The sequence below is a fragment of the Rhodopirellula baltica SH 1 genome, from assembly GCF_000196115.1.
Lineage (GTDB): Bacteria > Planctomycetota > Planctomycetia > Pirellulales > Pirellulaceae > Rhodopirellula > Rhodopirellula baltica.
This window is the reverse complement of sequence record NC_005027.1, coordinates 4,200,916-4,222,926: the sequence shown is the minus strand read 5'-3', so window position 1 is coordinate 4,222,926 and position 22,011 is coordinate 4,200,916. Positions and strand designations below refer to the sequence as shown.

The following is a 22,011-nucleotide window of genomic DNA, read 5'->3' as shown; positions in this document are numbered from 1 at the left end:
GACATCGTAACCTACGATTCCGTCCTGCCACAGGTCGTTGAAGTGCCAAGGGCGGAGTGTTGGAGCGACTCGGCGACCACACGAAGCTGGGCGACCGGGATTTGGCAGGACCACCGAGTCCCGGTTTCTGATGGAATCGAGTTTTGAAAAGTGGTTGCTGAGAGGAGCGGTGAGTCCTCGAGGCCGATGCGTTGCAACTGGAGGAGATGGCGACCGCCCAAATCGCGTTGTTCCAAGAGTGTCACCGGAAACCGCCACATGCCCGTTTCGGTGACGGTGGGCACTGTTTGTCCATTGAGATCTGGCTCTACCAATTCGATCGCTTCCGGGCGGATCATCAAAGCGAGTTCATTGTTCGAGTAGCCCGGTGGTGATTGCAGTGCCTCGCCAAGTTTTGGGGAAGACCGAAGCACTTCGTCCATCGGCAATAGATTGCACGAGGGTGAACCGAGAGCCAGTGCGACGGCCGTGCAATTCGGCGATTGATAGATCTCCCGCGGCGTCCCGGTTTGGAGAATGCATCCGTTCGACATGACGACAATTTTGTCAGCCATTCGCATCGCTTCGTCGCCGTCATGGGTCACATGAACGAACGTCGTCGAGTCAGTTTGCCTCGAAACGTCTGCTAGGTGCTGCATCAAATTTTCGGCTGCCAGACGGTCGATCGCCGCCATGGGTTCGTCAAGTAAGCAAACCGACGGTTCTCGGATCAGAGTCTTCGCGAGGGCAACCCGCCGTCGCTGTCCACCGCTGAGAGTTTCTGGCCGTCGCGGCAGCCATGCGGGATCCAGGTTGAGTGTCCGCAACATCGATTGAATCTTTTGATTCGTCTCCGTCGCCGATGGGCGACCATTCAGATTGGCTCGGCATGCGATTTGGAGCGTTTGTTCGACCGTCAGGTGCGGGTACATCGTGTCATGTTGGAACAGCAGCCCAACATCTCGCTTTCTTGCCATCACGTGGGTCACGTCTCGTCCGTCAATCGAGATTGATCCGCAAGCGGCATCGAGTAGGCCCGCGATGCAGTGCAGCAACGTGCTTTTCCCACACCCACTCGGTCCGAGCACAACGCAGTACTCGCCTGGGGCAAGTGCCAGATCAAAGTCATCCACGATCCGGGTGGACCCTCGATCGATAGCCAGCCCGTTGATCTCAAGTGAATGCGTGGACATCAGTTGGCGTCGAGATGTGGCGTGAAGTTTGTGAGGCACGCATTGTAGAGGCTGATTGCCGAGCACGGCGAAACGATGGGGTTCGGTTGCCTTGCACCGTCACTGCCTGATTCAAAGTGAACGTCAAAATCGTCGATTTCGGTGTGTTTGATCGCGAATTCGACTCGCCGGTCGTTGCCTTGGATCGGCAAATTGTCCACTAACCGACTTTCGAAGCTCCGCTATCTGCCGGCCGCCGTACGATCAATCAGCGGAAAAAACGCTGTGCCAGTCGCATTGGAGCGAGGCTGGCCAGGGTTTTGGCGGCCAACAGAGGTGACAGCCCATTACAATGGAGGGCGTTTGACGCGACGGGCGACCCGCTGGGTTTCTTCGCTGCAGCAGGATAGGACTGACGGAAGGACCCATGTTTCGCGTCAATTTGACGGTCTCGACACGGTGAGCTTTTGGTACACGGACTGATCTTGGAGACGACGCGATGCAAATTTATTCACGACACTCTCGTTCGTTTCGGACAATCTCGTTGAGCGTGCTCAGTGCGAGTGGTCTCCTACTAGGTGGACTGGCTTTACGAGCCGACGAGTCTCGCTCCCGTGGAAGTGCATCGCCGCTTGAGGTCACCCAGGAAAAGCGTGCGGATGAATCTTCGGAAGAGGACTACGTTCCGGCGACAAAGGCCGAGTTACGTCGTCGCCTGAACCGGATTCAATACGACGTGACTCAGAATGCAGCGACCGAACCTGCGTTCAGCAATGCGTACTGGAACAACAAGAAGACGGGCGAGTATCACTGCATCGTCTGTGACAAGCCACTGTTTGATAGCAAGACCAAGTTCAAGTCAGGAACAGGGTGGCCGAGCTTCTACTTGCCGATTGAGAAAGATGCCGTCGGGTATCAGACGGACTACAAGATGATCTATCCGCGAACGGAAGTTCATTGCAAACGCTGCAAGGCTCACCTGGGGCATCTATTCGATGATGGCCCCGCGCCAAGCGGCAAACGATTTTGCATGAACAGTGCCTCGATGAAATTCGTCGAGGCAAAGTCCGAAAGCAAGAAATAGTCGAGTCCCGATGAAAAGTCGGGACGATCGTGGTCGTCGATCAGCCGTCGACGATGATGCCCATGCTGCGAGCGGTGCCTTCGATCATGCGAGTCGCTTGATCGATGTCGCGAGCATTGAGATCTTCCATCTTCTTTTGAGCGATCTCTTCGCATTGTGCTCGGGTGACCGTTGCAACTTTGTCCTTGTTGGGGACGCCGCTGCCTTTGGCGATGCCGGCTGATTGCATCAACATCGAGGCCGCTGGTGGGCTCTTTGTGATGAAATCAAAGCTGCGGTCGTTGTAAACCGTTACGATCACAGGTATCGGCGTGCCGTTGTATTCCTTGGTGCGATCGTTGAACTGTTGGACGAATTGTCCCAAGTTCACGCCGTATTTACCCAGCGATGTACCAACAGGAGGTGCAGGAGTGGCTTGACCGCCGGGGACTTGGAACTTGGCTTGGCCGGTGACTTGTTTTGCCATGGGTAAACAGCTTTTAGCGATTAACGATTAGCGGTTAGCTCTTGAGGTGCAGCGTTCTGCTGGAAGGCCAACGCAATCTGAGGTGTTTGAAGTTGGGATGGGTGAAGATAATAACGCGAGCAGCTAATAGCTAGCAGCTAGCGGTTTTTTACAAAGGCTCTACTTGCCAGTGATCCAATTCCATCGGAACGCTGCGTCCGAAGATGTTGATGATCACCGTCACGCGGCCGTTGGCTTCGTCGACCACATCGACTTCGCCTTCTTGGTTTTCGAAGTTGCCTTCTTTGACACGAACGCGGTCGCCGACTTTGAAAGGAATCGCCGTTTTGATCGGAGTTTCGTCTTCGTCGTCGACGGCGGGACGATTGATAAATCGCTCCACGTCTTCCGGTTCCATCGGCTGGGGCTTTCCAGCCGAACCGGTGAAATCGCTGATCCCGCCGACTTCACGAACGAGGAACCAGGTGTCGTCGTTGATCGACATGTACACCATGATGTAACCGGGCAGCAGTTTTCGTTTGCTGACGCGGCGTTTTCCATCGCGGGTGAATGTGGCGACGTCCTCGGAAGGCACCACGATGTCGCCGAAGTATTCACCCATGTCTTCCATACGAACCTTCTTGCGAAGGGCTTCTGCGATGGAATCTTCGCGGTTGAACGCGACTTTCAGGATGTACCAATCCATTGGGGACTCATCGTCCACTTCTGGTTTGGGCGGCGCGTTGGGATCAACGGGAGCCGGAGGCGGGGGCGCGGGAGCTTCCGAAGCGGCGGGAGAGGCTTCGGTTTCTGGCGAGTCGACGTCTTGCACGTCTTCATCACTCACGATGTTACCCCGATGAAGTTAAAGATGAATTGCCAGAGAACATCGAACAGGAACAATGTGATGGCAAGGAAGAAGATAGTGAAAATCACGACCACGGAAGCCCGGATCAATTCATCCTTGCTTGGCCAAGTCACCTTGTTCATTTCCGCTTCGACGGCGATTAGGAAATCGGCGAATCGAGGCCAGTTGACGACACGGAATCCGAACCACAGGCCAGCAGCCAGCAAGGCGGCCGGGATAGCACGTGCGGCGAGGGAGGATTCTCCCATGGCCGAAGGCAGGAACGAATACAAACGCCAGCAACCCAACGCAACGATCACCCAAACGGCGAGGGCCGTCAGTTGGCGAACGATCCGGCCTTGGTTGGCTTTGTACACACCAGCATGGAACAGTTCGCTGCTCAGCGAACTGCCTCCGGCGCCGGCCGTGCCGGATTGGGTTAGATCTTTGGACACCCGTGGACTCCTTCGTGAATTGATTCTGGTGTTGAGCCAAATTGGTCATGGGCCAGTTTGCTCAGACCTCTACCGCGGTCACATCCTATTGATCGCGGGGGCAAACCAGAATTCTGGACAGCAGGGGCGGCGAGAGTCGAACTCACAACCGCTGGTTTTGGAAACCAGTGCTCTGCCAATTGAGCTACGCCCCTGAAACAACGATAAGCTACTAGCTATCAGCTACCAGCTTATCGCTTACAAGCAACTTTCTGCAAACGCAGATTATTCGAGAATCTTGGTCACAACGCCTGAACCAACGGTACGGCCGCCTTCGCGAATAGCGAAGCGAACACCGTCATCCATTGCGATTGGCTTGTGCAATTCAACTTCAACCTTGACGTTATCGCCAGGCATGCACATGTCGGCACCGACCAAGTTGGCCGTTCCGGTGACGTCAGTCGTGCGGAAGTAGAACTGAGGACGGTAACCGCTGAAGAATGGCGTGTGACGGCCACCTTCGTCTTTGCTCAAGCAGTAAACTTCTGCTTCGAACTTGGTGTGAGGCGTGATGCTGCCTGGCTTTGCCAGAACTTGACCACGTTGGATGTCTTCGCGTTTAACACCACGAAGCAAGCAACCAACGTTGTCGCCCGAACGACCTTCGTTCATTTCCTTGCGGAACATTTCAACGCCGGTGCAGGTGGTCTTGGTCGAGTTTGGACCAAGGCCGATGATTTCAACTTCTTCGCCGACCTTCACGACACCACGCTCGATACGTCCGGTAGCAACCGTACCACGACCTTCGATCGAGAAGACGTCTTCGATCGCCATCAGGAATGGCTTGTCGTCTTCACGGGTAGGCTCAGGAATGTGCGAGTCAAGTGCTTCCATCAACTCAGTGATGCACTTGCTGGCTTCTGGATCGCTTGGGTTGTTGTAAGCAGGCAGCGAGCTACCACGAACGACAGGAACGTCGTCGCCTGGGTAGTCGTACTTGCTGAGCAATTCGCGAACTTCGAGTTCGACGAGTTCGAGCAATTCTTCGTCGTCGACCAAGTCGCACTTGTTCAAGTACACAACGATGTAAGGAACGCCAACCTGGCGACCGAGCAACACGTGTTCCTTGGTTTGTGGCATTGGGCCGTCAGCTGCCGACACAACCAAAATCGCACCGTCCATTTGGGCGGCACCGGTGATCATGTTCTTGACAAAGTCAGCGTGGCCGGGGCAATCGATGTGAGCGTAGTGACGATTTTCACTTTCGTACTCAACGTGAGCGACCGCAATGGTCACAGTCTTCGTTGCATCACGGACAGTACCGCCCTTGGCGATATCAGAGTAACCCTTCGCTTTTGCCAAGCCCTTAGCGGCTTGAACAGCGAGGATAGCACCCGTCGTCGTCGTTTTTCCGTGGTCAATGTGACCAATCGTACCTACGTTGACGTGGGGCTTGGTACGTTCAAATTTGTCCTTAGCCATTCTGGTTCACCTGCATTCGCGATCCGCACCACTGTTCTCGGGGAGATACGCTCCTCGAAAACCCTTGCTGCCGTCGACCGCGTTCACACCCACGGTTACTCGCCGGCAATTCGGCCGTGTTGATCGCATTCGATCTACTTGAAAATCGAAACGAAACAAAAACGATGTTGCACTCAAAATCAGCTCCCCAGTGGGAACTCAACTTTGAGCGACTTGAAGCTGCTGATGGGATTTGAACCCATGACCTCATCCTTACCAAGGAGGCGCTCTACCCCTGAGCTACAGCAGCGAAGCGGGTGAAGGGAATCGAACCCTCGTATTCAGCTTGGAAGGCTGCTGCTCTACCATTGAGCTACACCCGCGTCTTTCACTGCCAGCGACCGGCCACTATTTGCTGGTTTTCCGGGGAAACCCGTCGCCGGGCAGGGAAATCAGCAGCCAGTAGCTTGCAGCTAACAGCATCTTCCATGTTCTTCGAATGGGGGCTACAGGATTCGAACCTGTGTAGGCATAGCCAGCGGATTTACAGTCCGCCCCCTTTAACCACTCGGGCAAACCCCCAAATCTTGTTTTTCGAATCGAAAGTGTGTCTTGCGATTCGAATGACTTCTTTTTTTGAGTGCTTTCGCACTCCTTCTTCGTCTACTTCTGTGAACTTGCTTGGCAGACTGTTTCGGTTGTCTGTTGTTCGGTTCACTCGCCATCGGCGTTGAATCGATTTCGCAAGAGCCAACGGAGGGATTCGAACCCACGACCGGCTGATTACAAATCAGCTGCTCTGCCAACTGAGCTACGTTGGCCAGCTCAAGTTCACCCCGCGCGAGAACCGATAAACCGGCCTTGCGATGGGGAAGGCAGAGTGTACCGATCCGCGAACAGGCGACAAGACGGAATTGGGGCAAAATCGGGCTCCCCACAAAATTCTTGGGCGAATTTTGTCGCAAAAAGCCAAATGGTCCATCCGTCAAGGGAGTTCGTAGACCGCATAGGTCGAATTCCGCTGATTTGACGCCGGGTAAATCTGCACCAAGGGCAGTTCAGGACCCACGACTCGTCGGTCCACCACGATCCAGTCGCAGCCATATTTGGCCCGCATGGCTCGTAGGTCGTCGTACCGAATCGTGACTCGCATGGTCGACAATCGCGCGGGGTAAACCTCCAGAAATCGTTTGGCCCACTCTCGCAATGCAACCGCGTTTTGGGGCGTGTCTTTCCAGTTGACCACTTCGGCCCGATGGGCGTACCACTTGAACGTTTGTTGGTGCCTCGGTGTCAGCAATACCGCGTCTTCAGGCGTGCTGGATCGGATGAACTGACACACGGCAACCCAGTCTTCCATCGTGCGTCGCTGCTCGGCGTAGTTGGCATCTGCGTTGAGCCCCAGCATTCGATTGCTGACCGAAACGGGCACTCCGGTTTGAATCCGCTCCCAACTGGCCTGGGCGAACAGCACGATCGCGGCCACCATTCCGGCTCGACCCAGCCAAACCACTGCGAAAGGTTGGCTTCCGAGTTGGTCCGCAGTCGTCGAGATGTTGTTTCTTGGCGAGAAGAAATGAGTTAGCAAAAACGCGAATACCAGCGGCGTGACCGCGTCGGCCAATCGGAACCAATAAAATCGCAGTAATTTGGCGGCTTGATCGGGATAAATCGCCGGAAGCAGACCGATCAGCAATCCGACGAGACTGATCGTCATCGCACCGATCGCGAACCAACCCAAAATTCGAAACGCGACGGCTTGTTCCGATCGGGATGAATCAGTCGCGGATTCCTTGGGTTGTTTGATCCCCGCAATTGGCATTCGCCACCACGCAAACGCCAGAGATCCCAAACAGCCAATCGTCAGGATGGAATGCCGGATGTACCAATCGAAATGGAACGCCGCCGGCATCAAGTGATGTGAGATTCGGAAATACGCGTAGATCCGGGCGGCGGAAATCTGCTCGGCATCGGTCGCTCCCCACGACATCGCCGCGGCGGGAATCAGTCCAAATAGCGATAACGCTCCTCCGACAAACAAACCTCTGCTGAAGAACAGCGGATGAACGTCATTGTCTTGGGATGATTGCTTTCCGGGCGATTGATACCCGCCAGAGGATCGATCATCGGCGATCGATCGTGAAACTCGCCATTGTTTTGGGCCTCGTTCGGCCAGCCAAAATGCGATTGCAGCGGCGACGACCGACCAACCTCCGGTCAGCACGTGAAATCCTGCGGCCGCTCCGAACCAAATCCAACCTCGCGACCATCGGCGTTGGACGATTTCGGCCAAGCCGAATAGCACCAATCCATAGGCGGGAACCTTGGCTTCGATTCCACCGATGACCCATTCGCCAGCCAAATTGCCATGCTGGATCCCAAGAATCCAAAGGATCATGACCCAAACGCTGCTCATCGGCGGCATTCTCATCGCTCGGGTCAGCCGAAGCAGGCCTGCCGCCAACAATGACCAACCGACCAGTCTTCCGGCCCAGGCGGTGGCGTTCAGCGAAAGAAAACGGGTCGGCCATCCAAACAGCCAATAGTAGGTTGCATGTGCCTTTCCCGATGCGGCAAAAAGATCATTGGCACACCAGTCCGGTTGCCAGAAATTTTTGGCTTTGACGAAGTAGTGTGCTTCATTGACCCCAGGGGCCGCATCACCAGCGTAGAGAAAGCAAACACCCATCAATGCTAGCCAGCTCCAACCCAAAGTCCATCGGGAGGAGTTGTCCCTGGTTTCCTGTCGCGACGCAGGCAACGTCACGGCACCGCCCACCGAATCGCCGCCAACATACTATTGATGCTGGCTTTGCCTTGCCAAGCCAAGTCCATGGCCGTCCCGTGGTCGACGCTGGTCCGAATGATCGGCAGTCCCAGCGTCACGTTGACCGCGTCATCAAACGACAACGCTTTCAGCGGGATCAATCCCTGGTCGTGATACATGCAAACGTAGATGTCGATTCGCTCTCGCATCGCGGGCGTGAAGGCGGTGTCGGGTGACAGCGGTCCTTCGATCGTCCATCCCGATTGCCTCGCTGCTTCAATCGCGGGCAGGATGATTTGTTCTTCTTCTTGGTGGCTGAACAGACCGTTTTCACCGGCATGCGGATTCAGGCCACAAACAGCAATGCGAGGTGGCAGCAAACTGCCGCGGTTTTGGTTGCGACGCTGCACCGTTTCGCCGGCCAGGTTGATCGTGCGAACGAGCGATTCAGTATTGAGCTGCGACGCCACATCGGCCAGCGGAATGTGGATCGTCTCAAGAACGCAGGCAATCGTGTCGCTGGCCAACATCATGCGAACATCCGCTGGTTCGCCCTGCACTGCCCTGCCCGCTCGATCGGCCAACAATTCGGTGTGACCAGGGAAGTCGATCCCGGCTTGATGCCAGGCTTCCTTTTGGATGGGCCCCGTTACGATGGCGTCGACATGGCCCGACACCGCCGCGTCAATCGCGTCGGTGACGGATTGATAGGAGGCTCGCCCGGTGGCGGCACTGAATTTTCCTGGGGTGAAGGAGCCGAGTTCCTCCGTGGTGAGTTTCCCACAATCGACAATCACCCCGTGTGGTGCATCGCTTGGTATCGATTGCTTTGGCATGTCCAGAAACTCGGCCAGCGAGATCGTGCCGGGGCAATCACAGCCCAGCTTTTTCGCGGCTCGGTGGTAGATCGCCGCGTCGCCAAACAGCAGCGGGTAGCCCTGCGATTGGACTTCCGGTGAGTCCCATACTCTGAGCGAGATTTCGGGGCCGATGCCAGCGGCGTCCCCCATCGTGATCGCCAGCTTGGGACGCGTCTGATTCGCGTCCGTCATGGCGACACCGAAGCTCGGCCGCGCGGTCCAAGTCGCCCAAACATCCGGTCGAGCTCATCGCGGCTGAAGAACAACGCCGTTGGCCGACCGTGTGGGCAGTGATGCGTTTCTTGGTAGAGGTCTTTTTGTTCCAGCAGACTGGTGATCTCTTCCGGCGACAGCGGATCGCCCGCTTTCACGGCAGCTTTGCAAGCAACGGTGCTGAGCAGGTGATTCAGAAGATCCTTCGGGTTGGGATCACGGCCGGCTCCCATCACGGATTCCAAAACCGTTCGCAGCATGTCCGCAGGCGGTTTGTTGGGCAGCATCGCTGGGTAGGACTGAATCAAAATCGTTTCGCCGCCAAAGTCCTCGATCTCCAATCCGATTCGGCTGAGCGTGTCCTTCACTTCCAAAGCCGCAGCCCGCTCGGCCGGAGTCAGTGAAACAGGTTCGGGAACCAGCAACTGTTGGGCTTCCAAGGAAGCGTCTTCGTGAAGCACTTTTTGGCAGACTCGTTCGTACAACACTCTTTCGTGAAGAGCGTGTTGGTCGATCACAACCATGCCTTTCTCATCTTGCGTGACGAGATAACGCTGATGCACCTGAAATCCAAGGTGACTCACGCTGGGTGTGGGAACTCCGGCTGACTGTGAAGCATCGTGCGGTGATATAGTTGTTCCCGAATCATTCGCGTTTGACTCACCTGCGTTGTCACCGTCCCACGGTGTCATCTCAATGCCTTCGGCGGCTGTCGATGGCCGTTGCGAATCGATTCCGGAAGCGGATCCCGGTGACCAAGTGTTCGGCGAAGCGAGCGGCGCCGATGGGGCTGTCATGCCTGTGGAGGCTTGCGAACCATGGCCGATGGAATTGGATTCGCCGAATGGTCGAAAGTCCGGCGTGCCGCTTGCTCCACCTAGCATTTGAGAATTGGAGGTTGCGGTTGGTCCCGATGGAGGCCCGCCGGTTCGGGCCCATTCGATCACGGACTGACGCTGTTGGTCGACTTCGTTGGGACGCATGCCCATGACCGATTCGGGAACGGTCTGGCGTTGTTCCTCTTCGCTCATCGGTGCGGGGACAGGGTTGGAACCCACACGATGAGTCATGTCGGTGGAAAGAAAACGCTGGCGAAGCGTTTGCAGCAATCGGCTGTACACGCGTCCGCTGTCGGTGAAGCGAACCTCCAGTTTGGCGGGGTGCACGTTGACATCGATCATGTCCGCCGGCATCCGCATTCGCAGGAAGCAAACCGGATGGCGGCCGACCATCAACATGCCTCGGTAAGCTTCCCCCAACGCATGTTGCAAGGCCCGGTCTCGGATGTGCCGTCCGTTGAGAAACAGGTACTGCATTCGGTTGTTGCCTCGGCTGACCGATGGATCGCAGGCGTAACCGGAAATTTGAACCGTCTCGTCCTGGTTCTCAATGGGGATCAACGCTTCTGAGATTTCGGTTCCGAAGAACGATTCGATCCGGTCCGCCCAACGTGTCGTCGGCAAGAGATCGAACATCTCTTTGTCGCCGTTGCGAAGGACAAAGTGAACCTTCGGGTTGGCCAGGGCCAATCGTGTGAAGGCTTCGACAATGTGCCCGCGTTCGGTTTGCGGGGTCTTCAAAAACTTGCGGCGAACCGGCGTGTTGAAAAACAAGTTTCGGACTTCGATCACCGTGCCGACCGGGCATCCGCAGGGGCCAGGTGTTTCGATCACTCCGCCGCGAATGTCGATTTGGCACCCGCCGTCTTGGCCTTCGGCGCGGCTGCGGATGGTCATTTGAGAAACGCTGGCGATCGACGCCAAAGCTTCGCCGCGAAAACCGAGGGTGCCGACGTGAAAGAGCGATTCGTCGTCGGGCAGCTTGCTGGTCGCGTGGCTGGTCACGGCCAGTGGCAATTGCTCGGCCGTCATTCCGCAACCATCGTCGCTGATCCGGATCAGCTCCACGCCGCCCCCTTCGAGGCTCAGTTCAATCCGAGTCGAACCGGCATCGATGCTGTTTTCGAGCAATTCTTTGACCACCGAGGCGGGCCGTTCAATCACCTCGCCAGCGGCGATTTGATTGACCAAGTGGGCCGGCAATTGGCGGATGATGCGAGGTGGCTGGGCGGTCGTGGCGGTGGGCGTGTTCATGGCCCCAACTTACCGCGCGAGGCCTGCATCGCACCAGGATCATCGTTCGGTGAACAGGCAGATTGATTGGTTCTCACGAGAGAGGAAACGATTCGCCGGGACGGCCGGGAAATTCTTCGCAATCGGCAGGGTTGCCCGAATCGTGGAGGTTTTGTTCGCCGTTTGTGGCATAGCAGCTCGTTGATTTCGTCATCCGAAATGCGATAGTGTTCGGTTCGTCTCCCGAAAACGTAGGCTATCGCCCATCGGCTGATCGCTGGTTCTACGAAACGATCTCAATCATCAATCATGCCACTGGTAAGGAGAGGCTTCACTCTTTTGACGGCGCCCATCCTGGTCGGCCTCGGCGGTTGTTTCTCACCGATTGTTCCCAGGCCAGGTATCTGCCTCTCAGACGGTCCAATTCGTCGGTGGATTGAGAGGCTAAGTCGGTTTGCTCGCTGATGTCGTCGGCCAGGTTGAATAACCACTCTTGGATGGAGGTTCGACCGTCAACGGTGGCTTTTTCTTGACGGACATATTTCCAGTTCCCGTCACGCATGCCGCTCCAGACTTGAGGGTCGCGAGGCTTTCGCCAATACAGCGTGCGAGGTTGAACCGGTTCATCGTTCGCGGCGAGTGAAAGTACATCAATTCCCTCCATCGCGTCCTCTTGAGTGGGCGTGATCCCAGCGGCGGCCAACATCGACGCGGTCAGATCGAATGTGATCGTGACTTGGTCGCTGACCACGCCCTCGGGCAAATGTCCGGGCCAACGAGCGATCAGCGGAACACGGATTCCTCCCTCAAACGCCTGGCCTTTGAATCCTCGCAGTGGTTCGTTACGACTCGCGGAAGTGCCGCCATTGTCACTAGCGAAAATCACCAGTGTGCGATCGGTCATTTTCGATTCCTCGATTGCATGCAGTACCTTTCCAATGCCTTCGTCCATGTGACGCACCATGGCTCGGTAAACACCCGGCGGATCGGCGTTCTGTTTCCAAAGCGGGGAATCAATCGGCAGTGGATCGACGGGAGACTCGCCGGGCGCCTGGTAAGGAGTGTGCGGTGCGGTGTAAGGCAAGTACAGAAAGAATGGTTTGTCGTTGGCGTTTCGGTCGCCGATAAATCGCACTGCTTGATCTGTGATCGTGTCGGTGAAGTAACCTTCGCCGCTGATCGGTCGACCGTTGTGGAACAGGTTGTATGTGGCGACGGAGTCGAGGTAGTGGTAATAATCCATTGCACCGCCGATGCAGTACAACGCCTCATCGAACCCGTGCATCATTGGTGAGAACTTGGCTTCGTACCCGAGATGCCACTTGCCGAACAATGCGGTCTCATAGCCGACGGAGGACAGTCGCTTCGCCAACGTCGGCCGGTTGGCGGGCAATCCCAGTTCGTTGACCAAGTGCAATCGAATCGCATCGTCGTAGCGACCGACGTTGCCAACTCCAATCGCGCATTCCAAACCGCCCACGTGTTGTTGATAGCGACCCGTTAAAAGCGCTGCTCGAGTGGGTGAGCATTCTGGACCGTTGGCATAGGCTTGCGTCCAGCGGACACCTTGAGTGGCCAACCGATCCAAGACCGGCGTTGCTTGCTCGTCATTGCCGTAGCAACCCAGGTCTCCATAGCCGAGGTCGTCAGCCAGAATCAGGACAATGTTTGGTCGGTCGTTCGAATCGGCTCTCAGTAACGTTGGAACGCAGGCATGAGAGCAGAGAGCGACAAGCATCCAAACGGTGAGCGGAAAGACACGGGGACCGAGATGGAGGAGAGACATGTTGGATCCTTGAGGAAGTCAAACAGGTACGCAGGTGTCATGGGGGATCTGAGCTGTTTGGTGCTAGCAACGGTTTCCACGAGCCACGGTTTCCACGCACAACCGGGGCAAACGCCTAAACGGCTCACGAGATGGAACCCGGTCGTTCGAGATCACGAGTCCGGTTGGCTCGATTCGTTCGGCGGCGTTTCCAAACGTTGAGGCGAAACATGCGAGGATTTTCCGATTGGGCGTTGGCCGTTTCCGAGTTGGTCCTTGTCCCCTAGGTCATTGCGTGCCTGGTCTGCCAATGCAGTCAGTCGGGTGATCAACTCGGGATGTGCGTCGGCAACGTTGTGCTGGCACGCGATGTCATCAACCACGTTGAACAAAAGCGTCGTGGGTTCCTGCGTCGCGTTGAAGTGGGGATGTCCGGGTGACGCATCGACCGGCAGGAACATTTTCCAGGGACCCGAGCGGACGGCTTGCAGTTGATCTTGATGGTAGTAGTAAAACGCCTCGTGCGGCGTCTTGGCGTTGGGGGCACCAAACAATATTGGTGCGATGTCGTGACCATCAAGTTTGCGATTCGTCGGCAGTTTGCAACCGGCCAAATTCGCAAACGTGGGCAGCAAATCCATCGTGGTTGCCAGTTCGTCGCATTGAGTTCCCGCGGGGACTTTTCCGGGGTGCCAGGCGATCGTGGGCACACGAAAGGCACCTTCGCTGGTCGTGTACCCGCGACCGTGAAGTGGCAGGTTGGAACCTCGGCTCAAGTCATCTGGATCGCGGTTGATGGGGGCGCCGTTGTCGGAGGTCCAAATCACAAACGTCTTTTCCGCGATGCCCAGTTTGACGAGTTGGTCCAACATCTGGCCAATCGACCAGTCCAGTTCTTCGACCGCATCACCCCATGGCCCGTTGCGACTCTTACCGCGGAACGCGTCACTGGAAAACGGCGTCTTGGTGCTGCCGGGCATGGCTTGTGGGAAGTACAGGAAGAACGGTTCATCCTTGTGTTCGGCAATCCACTGCATCGCCCGTTCGGTGTACCGCTTGGTTAGCCCGTCTCGGTTGCAGGGGGCTTCGATGACGGTTTCGTTTTCCATCAAGGGCAACGGTGGCCAATGCGATCCGTCTTGTTTCCAAATTCGCTCGGTCATGTCGTCGGAATAAGGAACGCCGAAGAACCAATCAAACCCTTGGTGAGTTGGCAGGAACTCTGGTTGGTCACCCAGGTGCCATTTTCCAACCAGTGCGGTGGCGTAGTTCTGTTGCTTGAGAACTTCCGCGATCGTGATCTCATCGGGATGCAAACCATAGGGAGAGACAGGTCGCAGAACCGCACCGTCTCGATCGTTCAAGTGCATGCCGACCCGTTGGGCATAGCATCCAGTCATGATGCTGGCACGTGATGGGGTGCAGACACCGGCGGTGACGCAGAAATGGGTGAACGTTCGCCCTTCCCTTGCCATGCGATTCAGGTTGGGGGTGCGATGCAGCGTCGACCCGAATGGTTCAATGTCGCCGTAACCAAGGTTGTCACAGTAGACGATGATGAAATTCGATTGGCTCGTTTCGGCTGCCGTTGCAGTGCCGAGCAACGGTAACATCGTGAGCGTCGCCATGATCCAACCAACAAGCCAACGCATCAGTTGTCCTCTTGGAGGGTTTGGAACATCTCAAGCAGGGAGGCAACGATCTTCGTGGTCGCTTCCTTCTCAACGTAGTTGGTCCCCAGCCATGTTTCGTAGCCGCCCAAGCGATGTTGCTGCGGCGTCGGCAGGTACCCAAAGGAGCCGTTGGCAAGTTCAATCGTAAAAGTGTGTTGGAAGGGGCTGCGATCCTTCAGTTCCAGTCCCGTTTCGGTGAACGTTTCAAACGGGATCGCCGCGATTCCCAAATCGCCAATTCGCAATGCCTGCAGTTGAATCTCCACTTCCTTGGGACCAGCCAAAATTTTCGTGATTCGATCCGCATAGATCTCTTCACGGCGATGGCCGCTTCTGGGGTTCTCATCGTCGTCACGGTTGATCTGTTCAAAGTGGGAGATCATCTCCGGCGTCGGCTGTCTGGTCTTCAGCGTCAAGGTCGTGTGTTCAACGGCGAGTGGCACCCAGTCATGGAACACGATCTGTTGGTGGGCTTCGAACACGCGGCTGGCGACCTTCTCCGCAACCTCCTGCATCTTCTCGTAGGGTTCGTGCTTTTGGGGCGATTTGTCAGCAAAGTTGATGTTGTTCACATCGCCACTGGTGCCGTTGGATAGGATGCCGACAAACGGTGGCGACTGGTCGGTTGCATCAAGTTTCTCTTCGATGAATTTCCCAAAGTAGCCAAAGTAATCCGCTGAGACTTCGCCAGATCGAACGCCGCCGACATAGTGCAGGGAATAGTTCGCCAGCAAAGCGATCGGGCGGCCGTCAGGGCTTTGAACTGAGACAAAGCTGATTTCAGGATCGGTCGGACCCGCTGGTCGATCCAGTTTGGAACTGCCCCGAGGTGGGTTCATCCGGACTTGATCGATGCCACCGAAAGGATTGGCCAACAGACTGGCGTCAGTGACGAACCAGCGACGGTTGAAGACTTCGGACGGTTCCTCCACGGTGCCCCAACCAATCTTGGCCGGTTCCAGATTTGCCAACGCACGACGGATGCCGTCCGAGATCCGATGAGCAACAAAGGTTTGATAGTTTGTCAGCTCGGTTTCGTTGGCTGTCTTCAAACCACCGCGAGCGGTTGTTGCCGAATGAGTGTGCGTGGATGCCAACAGCATGTTCGAGAATGGCAACCCGGTCGCATCAGAGGCTTGCTGTTTGGCGAGATCAAAGACTTCCTCAGGGATGCCGACATTGTCGCAAAGGACGATAGCAAGCTTCGTGTTGCCGTCATCCAGCACCAGGCAGCGAGCGTGAAGTTCGTCATGCACATTGGTGGCTGGAATTGGTTTCCAACCGCCGACAATCATCTCGCCCAGTGGCGGTGTGATGTTGCTGGTGGCAGCTCCGGCCCGAAAGACCGGACCGGAATCCTCGGCATTGAGAACCAATCCGCTGCTGAATAGAAGACCGGCGACACATAGTGAGAGAAGAACTCTGTAAAAGGCAGGCCGTGGCATGCTTTGATCCTTTGGGTTCAGGGGATGAATTAGGTGGGAAGGATCGATGAACGGGGCAGCAATCGATGCCGTTATAATCGAGCAGGCTGCAGGATGAAACAAAATGGAGGCGAAGCGAACTTGAGCGACGTGAATTGCTCGATTCAGAGCGACGAGACAAAACCGAAACCGACCAAGCGACAGAAGTCGTCGTTTGCTGGCATTTTGAAAGTCTTTTGTATTGGCAGCATCCTGGCGGTTTCTTTATTAGCGTTTCCGAGTGTGCTCCCGTTCGTTGTCGCCGTCTGGATTGTTTGGCATCTCGTTCTGGTTCACAGTGAGCGTCCCGCCTATTTGCCGCTTGTAGCGGGACTCGTCATCTTGCTCGTGAAGTTTCTGCCTCGCACCCCGGCATCCATAACACTTAGCGGTCTGATGTTGGCGTTGATCGTCATTCGGATGCGTACAAGCATGACGTTGCCACGGCGGGCAACTCTCTGCACTTCACTTGCGCTGATCGCGACTTGGACTTGGTTTTATGTCGAATGGCAAGTCATTCAAAATTGTGGTCGCGAATTGACCTTTGACCCGTTTCGCTCGATCGTTTGCTTGGGAGACAGCCTAACCGACGGGATGTTACCGGATCACGGTTTCCCCGATCCGCTAAGCGAAATGCTTGAGGTTGAAGTCATCAATCTTGGAACATCCGGGATCGCAACATCCCAAGGACTTAGTCAGATGCAGCGGATCTTTTCTCACGATCCACAGCTCGTGATCGTTGAACTGGGCGGTCATGACTTTTTGCAAGGAAAGAGTCGCGATCAGACCAAGGCAAATCTATTGCAAATCATCGAGCAATGCCGTCTGCAAAATGCTGAGGTGGTTTTAATGGAGATCCCTCGCGGATTCATGTTCGATCCTTTCTGGGCTTTGGAAAGAGAGATCGCTTATGAAACCGATGTCCAATTGGTTTCAGACACATGGTTGCGGGAAATTGTCCTGATGAGTCCCTACGCTCCGCCTGGTCGATGGATGCCAGACTCTCGTCTCAGCGATGACGGGATCCACAGCAACGCTCGCGGTAGCAAGGCGATCGCACAACACGTCGCGAACGCGATTCACCAGATGTACGGTGATTCCATCTTTTAACCTGGCTACCGATGAAGGTGGTTCAGCTAAACTCATTGATCGTTGGTGTCTTCGCCTCGTCCGAGAGAGTCTCGATGAAATTAAGTTGCTGCGTTCTGGTCGGTCTCCTGACGACCTGTTGCTGGATCCATTTGGCTGGCCACGCTGTTGCGGGAGAGTTCAACACCGTGCTGGAGATTGGTGATCCGGCTCCCGAATGGAGTGAGTTGCCGACCACGGAGGACACGACTTCGTCCCTGAACGATCTATCGGATTCGAAGGTCGTGGTTCTGGCATTCACCTGCAACAGTTGTCCCTACGCCATCGACGCGGAAGAACGCTTGATCGCACTGACGAAGGACTACGCAGAGAAGACGGTCACGGTGATCGCCGTCAACGTCAACAGGATCGAAGAGGACGCGATGCCGGCCATGAAAGAGAAAGCGAAGGAAGAGCAGTTCCCTTTCGCTTATCTCTACGACGAGTCCCAACAGATCGCTCGCGATTATGGGGCGAAGTACACACCACAGTTCTTCGTGCTCGATGCCGATCGCAATATCGCCTACATGGGGGCGATGGACGATAGTCCTGATGGCCGCAATGTGAGCAAGCCGTACCTGCGGGATGCAATCGATGATGTATTGGCGGGCAAACCTGTGACGGTTTCAGAGACGGTTCCAGTTGGTTGCCGGATCCGGATGGAACGCCAACGCCGTTCTCGACGAGCACGTTGAGAACATCATCTGCAGTGGGTCGGCTCTACCTTGGTCCGCGCCGCTCTGGGAAAGGCCGTCGCTTAGGACTCAGCTGGCGAGGCGAGTGTGAAATTCAGGCATTCGCAAATCGATGCGTGCACCAGCGACTCTGAATCGGAAGCGTCGATGTCCCGAACCAACCCCTGACACCGATAGTGATCCAGCAACGGTGCAGTGCGATCTTCGTAGATGCGAAAACGCTCTCGGATGAACTCTTCGGAATCGTCGGCACGGTTTTCGGTTTCACCCCTCTTGCGGAGACGTTCGATCAGAACGTCCGCCGAAACTTGAAGGTGCAACACGTGATCCAGTTTCAGCGAAGCCGCGACGAGTTGCTTGTCGAATGCACTGGCTTGGACCTGCGTTCGCGGAAAACCGTCCAACAGATAACCGGTGCGGCTGTCCGGTTGAGAGAGTCGTTCCGCAACCATCTGCAGCACGAAATCATCCGGTGCAAAGTGGCCGCGATCGATTCGAAGATGAATCTGCTCGCCACTTTCTGGCTCCAAAGCTCTCAGCATTCCGCCGGTGCCAATGTGAGGCACCTTGAGAGCTTTGCTTAGCAGTTCACACTGAGTGCCCTTGCCCGCGCCAGGCGGGCCGATAAAGACAATTCGCACAAAACTGCCAGGATCAAACGACGGGTGAAGTGCCGCCGCCGGCACCTTCCAGCAATCCGCGATAGTTTCGCATCACCAAGTGACTGTCGATCTTTTGAACCAAGTCGAACGCGACGCTGACGGCGATCAGCAGACCCGTACCACCGTAGAAACCGGCGATCGAGTAAGGAACACCCAGGGATCCGTAAACGATTGTTGGAACAATCGCAATCAAACCCAAGAAGGCAGCACCGACATACGTAATCCGGACCATCACCTTTTCGAGGTAGTCCGTCGTGCGACGACCAGGACGGTAACCAGGAATGAAGGTTCCTGAATCACGCAGGTTGTCGCTCATTTCTTTCGGGTTGAAAGTGATCGCTGTCCAGAAGTAGCAGAAGAAGAAGATCAAACCGACATACAACAGGTTGAAGAAGTACGAGGTCTGATCGCTCATCGTCAAGCTGATCAGGTTGAATCCGCGGAACAAGGAACCGTCAGACGCAAATTGACCGGCAAGGAACCCAAACAGAACACCTGGAATCATCAACAGCGAGCTGGCGAAAATGATGGGCATCACACCGGCTTGATTGATTCGAAGCGGCAAGTGTTGCCGTGTGCCACCATACACGCGACGACCGCGAGTGAACTTGGCCGATTGAGTTGGGATTTTGCGTTGTCCCAATGTGATAAACACCACACCGAAGACGACGACAACAAACAGCACGACCAAGATGATCAGGGTCTCAATTCCGACTTGGCCTTTTGCCAGTCCGGTCAGTTCGGTCTTCATCCCCAGCACCAATTCGTAGAGTGCCTTAGGCATCTGAGCCAGGATGCCGGCCATGATCAGCAAGCTGATCCCGTTGCCGATACCGTATTCGTCAATTTGCTCACCCAGCCACATCAGGAACACGGTTCCTGTTGTCATGACCAGAACGGCCACGATTTGCCAGCCGAAGAACAATTGTTCGTTCGCATTCATGAAGTTCGGGTTGATGCTGCTTTGGCCATTAGAGCCAGCCATCAGCATGAACTTGAGATACATGTAGCTCTGCACCAAGCAGATCACCACAGTCAGATAACGCGTGTATTCGTTGAGTTTCTTCCGGCCAGCTTCGCCTTCCTTTTTCAACTCTTCCAGCGGTTTGTAAACGCTGCCGAGCAATTGGAAGATAATCGACGCCGAAATGTACGGCATGATTCCGAGGCCGAAGATCGTCGCTTGACGAAGATCGCTAGCCGCGAAAACGCTGACCTTTTCGAAAAAGTCGGCTGCACCGCCGCCAGCACCGCTGTCCAAGTTGGTGGCGATCATCGGCAACGGGATATGGAACCCGATCCGGTAGATAGCAAGCAACCCGATCGTCAGCATGACCTTCTTGCGAAGTTCAGGGATCGAGAAAATGATTCGCAGCTTTTCAAACATCGATCCGTCCGTCGTCGATCGTGCAGGGTGAATTCATGTCGTCTCGCCAAGCAAAAATGGCGAGCACGCAAAGGTTGTTCTGGACTTGGCGAAGGAAATTACCATCGCCACGGCAATCAAACTAGCAACCAAAGCCAAATCACGGAAGAACGATTGCCGCGAAGCTTTTTCAACTGGTGCCAATTCAAAGAAAACAGGCCCGACGAAATCGCCAAGGCCTGTTGTTTTGTCGGTTAGGTGGAAAGTCGCGACCGTCATTGGCCGCGAATTCTCCGGATTACTTTTCGCTTTTGAGGGCTTCGACGCGTTCGTCTGGCGTGCGTTTCGGAGCCAGCTTTTCTGCTGTCCCGCCCGCGGCCGAGATCTTTTCTTCAGCCGACTTGCTGAAGCGATGAGCCTGAATGGTCAGCTTCTTTGTCAATTCACCATCACCGAGAACCTTCAGTTCGTCGAAGTTTCCCTTCGCGAGGTTCTTGGCGGCGAGTGCTTCGAGGGTGACGGTTTCACCTTCGTTGAAAGCATCGTTCAGCTTGCCAACATTGACAGCGAAGATGGTCAACGCCCAACGGTTGTTGAAACCACGCTTTGGCACGCGACGGAACATTGGCATCGCACCGCCCTGGAAGTTGGGCTTGCGGCTGTAACCGCTGCGGCTCTTGTGTCCCTTGTGCCCACGACCCGACGTTTTGCCGGTGCCGCTACCAGGACCACGACCGATGCGTTTTCGAGGGCGGTGTTTCGTAATACCGCGATGAACGTCGTTGAGTTGCATAGTAGTGATGGAATGGCTGGGGGCGGGAGACTGAGCGTTGGGCGTCAGTCATGCTGCCCGAGTGTTTGAATGAGTGTCTTTGCCAAAGGTATCCGAAGTCGGTCGCTTCAAAGCGATGGGAACCAAGCAATTTCTTCTTGGCGGATGCATTCCGCCAGCTTTGTTAGGCTTCGATCAAATCGTCTGGGTTCAATCCACGCAAAGCAGCGATTTGCTCGCGGGTTCGCAACTTGCTCATCGCGTCGAGGGTCGCTTTGACCAGCGTGACGGGATTATTGGTTCCGTAGGACTTGGTCAGAATGTCGTGGATTCCGCAGGCTTCGCAAACAGCACGGACGGCTTGACCAGCGATGATACCCGTACCAGCACCAGCTGGAATCAAGACAACGCGAGCGGCACCATAACGGCCCCAAACTTGGTGAGGAATGCTGCCCTCAACCAATGGAACATGGATCATGCTGCGTGAAGCTTGCTTTTGTGCTTTCTGCACGCTTGGTGGAACTTCGTTGGCCTTGCCATAGCCCCAACCAACCTGCCCACTGCCGTTGCCGACGACAACCATCGCAGCAAAGCTGAAACGGCGACCGCCCTTAACCACAGCCGCACAACGTTTGATTTTGACGACACGGTCCAGAAGACCGGCTTCCAAACCTTGCTCTTCGTTCTTGTTGTTGCGTTTGTTTCGTGCGTTGCTCATGGCGGACTATGTTGATTCGTTGCGATGAATGTCGCGGGATGGGAAAATTAAAACTGCAAACCAGCTTCGCGAGCGGCGTCTGCGAATGCTTTGACTCGGCCGTGGTACTTGTTGTGACCACGATCAAGCTTGACGGTCTTAACACCCGCCTCAGCAGCCTTTTCTGCGACCAGCTTACCAACCAATGCCGCGGCGTCACAGTTGCCACCAGCCTTCACTTGGTCACGGACAGTTTTGTCGCGTGTGCTCGCACTGAGAAGGGTCTTGCCAGCTTGGTCATCAACGACCTGGCAAGCGAAGTGCTTCAGCGTACGCTGAATGCACAAACGTGGCTGGTCGGCACTGCCTCGCAACTTGTTGCGAACATGGCGCCGGCGACGCAGGCGTTTGCTTTGGAGTTTTTTGTTCTTGTCCATAGTGACGACCCACGATGAT

At 55.6% G+C, this 22,011-nt stretch carries 20 protein-coding genes and 5 tRNA genes; 3 read left to right on the top strand and 22 right to left on the bottom strand.

The features are described from left to right. Positions 1-11: 11 nt before the first annotated feature. A complete protein-coding gene (locus RB_RS16175) occupies positions 12-1,172 on the bottom strand; it encodes an ABC transporter ATP-binding protein (RefSeq protein ID WP_164922108.1) in 1,161 nt (386 codons plus the stop codon). Positions 1,173-1,650: 478 nt separating this feature from the next. Here RB_RS16175 and msrB point away from each other — a divergent pair, with 478 nt between their 5' ends. Further along, positions 1,651-2,235 carry a peptide-methionine (R)-S-oxide reductase MsrB gene (msrB, locus tag RB_RS16165; protein ID WP_011121622.1) on the top strand — a complete coding sequence of 195 codons (585 nt, stop codon included), beginning with the start codon at positions 1,651-1,653 and terminating at the stop codon, positions 2,233-2,235. Positions 2,236-2,275: 40 nt separating this feature from the next. Here the strand turns inward: msrB and rplK are convergent, their stop codons facing one another. The 15 genes from rplK to RB_RS16090 all read right to left on the bottom strand — a co-directional run bounded on the left by rplK (position 2,276) and on the right by RB_RS16090 (position 16,148). Then, complete coding sequence (gene rplK / locus RB_RS16160) at positions 2,276-2,701, bottom strand: 50S ribosomal protein L11 (RefSeq protein WP_007324993.1); 426 nt, start codon at positions 2,699-2,701, stop codon at positions 2,276-2,278. 148 nt (positions 2,702-2,849) lie between these two features. Continuing rightward, positions 2,850-3,527, bottom strand: a complete 678-nt coding sequence (gene nusG, locus RB_RS16155) for a transcription termination/antitermination protein NusG (RefSeq protein ID WP_007324992.1) — start codon at positions 3,525-3,527, stop codon at positions 2,850-2,852. Then, positions 3,524-3,982, bottom strand: a complete 459-nt coding sequence (secE, locus tag RB_RS16150) for a preprotein translocase subunit SecE (protein WP_007324991.1) — start codon at positions 3,980-3,982, stop codon at positions 3,524-3,526. Before secE ends, nusG begins: the two co-directional genes overlap by 4 nt. A 121-nt stretch (positions 3,983-4,103) precedes the next feature. Continuing rightward, positions 4,104-4,176, bottom strand: a tRNA-Trp gene (locus RB_RS16145). Positions 4,177-4,246: 70 nt separating this feature from the next. After that, the gene (gene tuf, locus RB_RS16140) at positions 4,247-5,443 is read right to left on the bottom strand and encodes an elongation factor Tu (RefSeq protein WP_011121621.1); all 1,197 of its coding nucleotides are present in this window, start codon (positions 5,441-5,443) and stop codon (positions 4,247-4,249) included. 217 nt (positions 5,444-5,660) lie between these two features. Beyond that, positions 5,661-5,732: transfer RNA gene (locus tag RB_RS16135), tRNA-Thr, on the bottom strand. A gap of 2 nt (positions 5,733-5,734) precedes the next feature. Beyond that, positions 5,735-5,805: transfer RNA gene (locus RB_RS16130), tRNA-Gly, on the bottom strand. Between the two features lie 117 nt (positions 5,806-5,922). Beyond that, positions 5,923-6,004: transfer RNA gene (locus RB_RS16125), tRNA-Tyr, on the bottom strand. A 166-nt stretch (positions 6,005-6,170) separates the two neighbouring features. Next, positions 6,171-6,243: transfer RNA gene (locus RB_RS16120), tRNA-Thr, on the bottom strand. A 164-nt stretch (positions 6,244-6,407) separates the two neighbouring features. Beyond that, on the bottom strand, positions 6,408-8,201 hold the full coding sequence (locus RB_RS16115; RefSeq protein ID WP_011121620.1) for a DUF6798 domain-containing protein: 1,794 nt from the start codon (positions 8,199-8,201) through the stop codon (positions 6,408-6,410). Next, positions 8,186-9,241: a 4-hydroxythreonine-4-phosphate dehydrogenase PdxA gene (gene pdxA, locus RB_RS16110; RefSeq protein ID WP_011121619.1), complete on the bottom strand. Its 1,056-nt coding sequence runs from the start codon at positions 9,239-9,241 to the stop codon at positions 8,186-8,188. Before pdxA ends, RB_RS16115 begins: the two co-directional genes overlap by 16 nt. Continuing rightward, complete coding sequence (mutL, locus tag RB_RS16105) at positions 9,238-11,355, bottom strand: DNA mismatch repair endonuclease MutL (protein WP_011121618.1); 2,118 nt, start codon at positions 11,353-11,355, stop codon at positions 9,238-9,240. The genes pdxA and mutL overlap by 4 nt, the downstream gene beginning before the upstream one ends. A 310-nt stretch (positions 11,356-11,665) precedes the next feature. Continuing rightward, entirely contained in the window at positions 11,666-13,120 is a 1,455-nt protein-coding gene (locus tag RB_RS16100) for a sulfatase-like hydrolase/transferase (protein ID WP_011121616.1), read from the bottom strand. Positions 13,121-13,272: 152 nt separating this feature from the next. Beyond that, a complete protein-coding gene (locus RB_RS16095) occupies positions 13,273-14,751 on the bottom strand; it encodes a sulfatase family protein (RefSeq protein ID WP_011121615.1) in 1,479 nt (492 codons plus the stop codon). Continuing rightward, on the bottom strand, positions 14,751-16,148 hold the full coding sequence (locus RB_RS16090; protein ID WP_164922900.1) for a neutral/alkaline non-lysosomal ceramidase N-terminal domain-containing protein: 1,398 nt from the start codon (positions 16,146-16,148) through the stop codon (positions 14,751-14,753). Before RB_RS16090 ends, RB_RS16095 begins: the two co-directional genes overlap by 1 nt. A gap of 162 nt (positions 16,149-16,310) precedes the next feature. On the opposite strand from RB_RS16090, the gene RB_RS16085 reads away from it, so the two are divergent. Both RB_RS16085 and RB_RS16080 read left to right on the top strand, forming a co-directional pair. Further along, positions 16,311-17,345, top strand: coding sequence for a GDSL-type esterase/lipase family protein (locus RB_RS16085; RefSeq protein ID WP_164922107.1), 1,035 nt, complete (start codon positions 16,311-16,313; stop codon positions 17,343-17,345). 11 nt (positions 17,346-17,356) lie between these two features. Continuing rightward, complete coding sequence (locus RB_RS16080; protein ID WP_011121612.1) at positions 17,357-18,058, top strand: thioredoxin family protein; 702 nt, start codon at positions 17,357-17,359, stop codon at positions 18,056-18,058. A 62-nt stretch (positions 18,059-18,120) separates the two neighbouring features. Here the strand turns inward: RB_RS16080 and RB_RS16075 are convergent, their stop codons facing one another. From RB_RS16075 to rplR, 6 genes are all read right to left on the bottom strand, one after another. Beyond that, a complete protein-coding gene (locus RB_RS16075) occupies positions 18,121-18,699 on the bottom strand; it encodes an adenylate kinase family protein (protein WP_164922106.1) in 579 nt (192 codons plus the stop codon). A 13-nt stretch (positions 18,700-18,712) separates the two neighbouring features. Then, positions 18,713-20,107 (bottom strand): preprotein translocase subunit SecY, encoded by a 1,395-nt coding sequence (secY, locus tag RB_RS16070; protein WP_007326816.1) that lies wholly within the window; start codon positions 20,105-20,107, stop codon positions 18,713-18,715. A 33-nt stretch (positions 20,108-20,140) separates the two neighbouring features. Then, on the bottom strand, positions 20,141-20,365 hold the full coding sequence (locus tag RB_RS27885; RefSeq protein WP_037201239.1) for a hypothetical protein: 225 nt from the start codon (positions 20,363-20,365) through the stop codon (positions 20,141-20,143). A 19-nt stretch (positions 20,366-20,384) separates the two neighbouring features. After that, positions 20,385-20,879, bottom strand: coding sequence for a 50S ribosomal protein L15 (rplO, locus tag RB_RS16060; RefSeq protein WP_007326814.1), 495 nt, complete (start codon positions 20,877-20,879; stop codon positions 20,385-20,387). 163 nt (positions 20,880-21,042) lie between these two features. Then, positions 21,043-21,576, bottom strand: coding sequence for a 30S ribosomal protein S5 (rpsE, locus tag RB_RS16055; protein ID WP_007326813.1), 534 nt, complete (start codon positions 21,574-21,576; stop codon positions 21,043-21,045). A 47-nt stretch (positions 21,577-21,623) separates the two neighbouring features. Then, entirely contained in the window at positions 21,624-21,992 is a 369-nt protein-coding gene (rplR, locus tag RB_RS16050; RefSeq protein WP_007326812.1) for a 50S ribosomal protein L18, read from the bottom strand. Between the last annotated feature and the right edge of the window lie 19 nt (positions 21,993-22,011).